The following is a 5,000-nucleotide window of genomic DNA, read 5'->3' as shown; positions in this document are numbered from 1 at the left end:
GGTTGCGCTCGTTATAGGACTTAACCTGACACCTCACGGCACGAGCTGACGACAACCATGCAGCACCTTGTAAATTGTCCGAAGAAAAGTCTATCTCTAAACCTGTCAATTTACATTTAAGACCTGGTAAGGTTCCTCGCGTATCATCGAATTAAACCACATGCTCCACCGCTTGTGCGGGCCCCCGTCAATTCCTTTGAGTTTCATTCTTGCGAACGTACTCCCCAGGTGGGTCACTTATCACTTTCGCTTAGCCACTCAGACCGAAGTCCGAACAGCTAGTGACCATCGTTTACGGCGTGGACTACCAGGGTATCTAATCCTGTTCGCTCCCCACGCTTTCGTCCATCAGTGTCAGTATATTATTAGTAATCTGCCTTCGCAATTGGTATTCTATGTAATATCTATGCATTTCACCGCTACACTACATATTCTAACTACTTCATAATAACTCAAGATAACCAGTATCAAAGGCAATTCTACAGTTGAGCTGCAGGATTTCACCTCTGACTTAATTATCCACCTACGGACCCTTTAAACCCAATGATTCCGGATAACGCTTGGATCCTCCGTATTACCGCGGCTGCTGGCACGGAGTTAGCCGATCCTTATTCTTACAGTACCGTCAAGCTGCTACACGTAGCAGTGTTTCTTCCTGTATAAAAGCAGTTTACAACCCATAGGGCAGTCTTCCTGCACGCGGCATGGCTGGATCAGAGTTGCCTCCATTGTCCAATATTCCTCACTGCTGCCTCCCGTAGGAGTCTGGTCCGTGTCTCAGTACCAGTGTGGGGGATCCCCTCTCAGGGCCCCTACCTATCGTCGCCATGGTATGCCGTTACCACACCATCTAGCTAATAGGACGCATAGTCATCTCTTACCGTAACCTTTAATGTTATCTTGATGCCAAGTCAACATACTATAAGATATTAATCCAAATTTCTCTGGGCTATCCCTTAGTAAGAGGTAGATTCTATACGCGTTACGCACCCGTTCGCCGGTCGTCATCTTTAGCAAGCTAAAATGTTACCCCTCGACTTGCATGTGTTAAGCCTGCCGCTAGCGTTCATCCTGAGCCAGGATCAAACTCTTCATCGTTAAATTTTTAAGTGTTTCCACTAATATGCTTAACAATTAAAGCTGTTTAAAAATACTCAAAATGGTTTATTCTCTTGTTTGAATTAAATCGTTTCCAATTTAGTTCTTACGCTGTCAATTCAATATGTTTATGAACTTTTCTGTATCTCTTAAGATGTTATTTCCTTAAGCGGGTGCAAATATAATTCGCTTTTTTAATCCCACAAGTTTTAAATGAAAAAATATTTTTTTATTTAAAACTCTCAATAACTACTTTAGAACGTTTTCCTGAAACTAAATAACTTTTAATAGGTTACGTCGTTTTCGGGGTGCAAATATACAACCCTTTTCCATTCTACCAACACTTATTTTAATCTTTTTTTTAATTTAATTTTAATATTGCTTTTTAACAGCTTGTAATCAGTTGATTATCTCTTGAGATTTTATTGTGTTTTTTTAATGTTGTTCTTTGATTATATGTCAGTGTTTGGCTACTTTGAAATTGTGTTTATTGATTGTCAACGCGTTAGGGATAGAACGGTCTGTTTGAGCTCTTTTTTTATATTCCAATCTTTATTACATAGGATTATACTTTTAGCATGAAAACAAACTTTTAATCTAGCCGTTTACTTTAATAAAAAAAGCGAGTAGTGATAGCCCGACCCTTGGGGAACGCCATTATTAAACTATAAAAAGAAGTTCCAAACTAATCCAAATCTAATCTTAAAGTCTCGGAATGGTTGGTTTGGGGCTGAATAATAATTAGGATCGGTAAAGAGCGCATTGAAATGTTCGGCTTTTAGAAAAATTCTTGTTTGACGGATTTTTGCGTTTACAAAGAAATCTAATCTAGAGAATCCTCCTAGCTCTTGATTGTGATTGTTTTGAGTGTAAAACTCGGATAACAACGGATCATAGCCATCCATATTATAGGATGAGAAATAATTAAAGATTACTCCTGTTTGCAAATACAGTGCTTTTTTGAATACATGGTTTGAGTAATAAAGCGTATTTCTGGTTACTATTTGTGGTACATTTAATGTATTTGAATCGTCTTGGACGTTTTGATATAATATAGTATTGTCTAATGCAAAGTTTTTGTATTTAACTTCTTTTGCTAATTTAGCCTTTAGATAGGTTATCTGATTAGTGTTTTGAAATGGCTTTATTGCTTCATCTTGATCTTTTGCAAAATAAACATAATCTTGTATGGTACTTAGGTCTAATGTTAGACTGACATATTTATTAGATTTTAAATTAAATACTTCTTAATGATATAAAATCTAAGACTAATATAACTTTCTACTTATAAGTATTTAAAGTTTTTTTATTCTATGTTAGTTAAGATTATTATCGTACTAGTTCTTACTAAATTTACTGCTTCTAATTGTGACAGTTTAAATTAAAATGTTCTGTCTTTATATTATATATATAGTAATTATAGTTTATAAGCTTGTTAAGTAGTATTGAGCAGCTATTTAAATTACTATCATAGCATTATAATTGTACATAAAGATTAAGGATTACGGTTGCTTATACTAAACATTATCTTATCTTATCTTATCTTATCTTATCTTATCTTATCTTATCTTATCTTACTTTACTATAGTCTAGTCTACTAGTTATTCAAAAAAGTATATACCAAAAAAATCCTCAACAAATAAATGTTGAGGATTCTCTAAAAAGGCGACGACCTACTCTCCCACAATGTAGTACCATCGGCGCAAATGGGCTTAACTTCTCTGTTCGGAATGGTAAGAGGTGAGCCCCATCGCTATAATCACCTTAAATCTTTCGGTGTGTGTAGAATACTCTACTTAACCGTATATAATAACATATTGAAAAAATATTCATGAAAATAATATTGAACTTTATAAAAAACAGGCGTACAATAAGCCTATGGGTTATTAGTACTACTTGGCTATGACATTACTGCCTTTACACCTATAGCCTATCAACGTGGTCATCTCCCACGACCCTTTAAAGAAATCTCATCTTGTGGTGGGTTTCGCGCTTATATGCTTTCAGCGCTTATCCCTTCCCAACGTAGCTACTCTGCAATGCTCCTGGCGGAACAACAGATACACCAGAGGTTAGTCCAACTCGGTCCTCTCGTACTAGAGTCAGATCCACTCAAATTTCTAACGCCCACTGTAGATAGAGACCGAACTGTCTCACGACGTTCTGAACCCAGCTCGCGTGCCACTTTAATGGGCGAACAGCCCAACCCTTGGGACCTTCTCCAGCCCCAGGATGTGACGAGCCGACATCGAGGTGCCAAACCCCCCGTCGATATGAGCTCTTGGGGGAGATCAGCCTGTTATCCCCGGCGTACCTTTTATCCTTTGAGCGATGGCCCTTCCATACGGAACCACCGGATCACTATGCTCTACTTTCGTACCTGATCGACTTGTAGGTCTCTCAGTCAAGCTCCCTTATGCCATTGCACTCTACGCACGGTTACCAAGCGTGCTGAGGGAACCTTTAGAAGCCTCCGTTACTCTTTTGGAGGCGACCACCCCAGTCAAACTACCCACCAAGCACTGTCCCTTCTTCGAAGGTTAGACTCTAGATAAGCAAAGGGTGGTATTTCAACAATGACTCCACAACGCCTAGCGACGCCACTTCAAAGTCTCCCACCTATCCTACACATTACTTATCCAAAACCAATACTAAGCTATAGTAAAGGTGCACGGGGTCTTTTCGTCCCACAGCGGGTAATCGGCATCTTCACCGATACTACAATTTCACCGAGCTCATGGCTGAGACAGTGTCCAGATCGTTGCACCATTCGTGCAGGTCGGAACTTACCCGACAAGGAATTTCGCTACCTTAGGACCGTTATAGTTACGGCCGCCGTTTACTGGGGCTTCATTTGAGATCTTCGCCGAAGCTAAACCCTCCACTTAACCTTCCAGCACCGGGCAGGTGTCAGGCCATATACGTCATCTTTCAATTTAGCATAGCCCTGTGTTTTTGATAAACAGTCGCCTGGACCTTTTCACTGCGGCCACCCCGAAGGGTGGCGACCTTTCTCCCGAAGTTACAGGTCTATTTTGCCTAGTTCCTTAGCCATGAATCTCTCGAGCTCCTTAGAATTCTCATCCCAACTACCTGTGTCGGTTTAGGGTACGGGCTGCTTCACTTGCTTTTCTTGGAAGTCGATTCGCTAGATTATCACCGCGACCGTAGTCTTAGTGTACTATCGAGGTGTTACCACTCTCTTCAACGCACAATTCCGTCTGTGCGCACTAACTATTCGCCTCCGTCACTTTTAATGTGAGCAGGTACAGGAATATTAACCTGTTGTCCATCCACTACCCCTTTCGGGTTCGCGTTAGGTCCCGACTAACCCTCAGCTGATTAGCATAGCTGAGGAAACCTTAGTCTTTCGGAGTGCGGGTTTCTCGCCCGCATTATCGTTACTTATGCCTACATTTTCTTTTGTAGCTACTCCAGCATGCCTCACAGCACACCTTCAACGCCACTACAATGCTCCCCTACCACTTTTACAAGTCCATAGCTTCGGTAATATGTTTATGCCCGATTATTATCCATGCCGAACCGCTCGACTAGTGAGCTGTTACGCACTCTTTAAATGAATGGCTGCTTCCAAGCCAACATCCTAGCTGTCAAAGCAGTTCAACCTCGTTTTTTCAACTTAACATATATTTGGGGACCTTAGCTGATGGTCTGGGTTCTTTCCCTCTCGGACATGGACCTTAGCACCCATGCCCTCACTGCTGATTAACATTTTATAGCATTCGGAGTTTGTCAGGAATTGGTAGGCGGTGAAGCCCCCGCATCCAATCAGTAGCTCTACCTCTATAAAACTATAAATCAACGCTGCACCTAAATGCATTTCGGGGAGTACGAGCTATTTCCGAGTTTGATTGGCCTTTCACCCCTACCCACAGGTCATC

Annotated in this window: 3 rRNA genes and 1 pseudogene (2 of these 4 only partly in view); all 4 read right to left on the bottom strand. The window is 40.9% G+C overall.

Going from position 1 to position 5,000, the window contains the following annotated elements:
• Positions 1-1,098: ribosomal RNA gene (locus AC0L4B_RS09720) — 16S ribosomal RNA — on the bottom strand (it extends 421 nt beyond the left edge of the window).
• Between the two features lie 665 nt (positions 1,099-1,763).
• Positions 1,764-2,327, bottom strand: a pseudogene (locus tag AC0L4B_RS09715) (putative porin); the annotation flags it as partial.
• A 431-nt stretch (positions 2,328-2,758) separates the two neighbouring features.
• Positions 2,759-2,865 (bottom strand): 5S ribosomal RNA (gene rrf, locus AC0L4B_RS09710).
• Between the two features lie 99 nt (positions 2,866-2,964).
• Positions 2,965-5,000, bottom strand: a 23S ribosomal RNA gene (locus AC0L4B_RS09705) (it continues 784 nt past the right edge of the window).

This window comes from Olleya sp. NP1-10, assembly GCF_055804415.1.
This window is presented reverse-complemented; position numbering and strand designations above follow the sequence as displayed.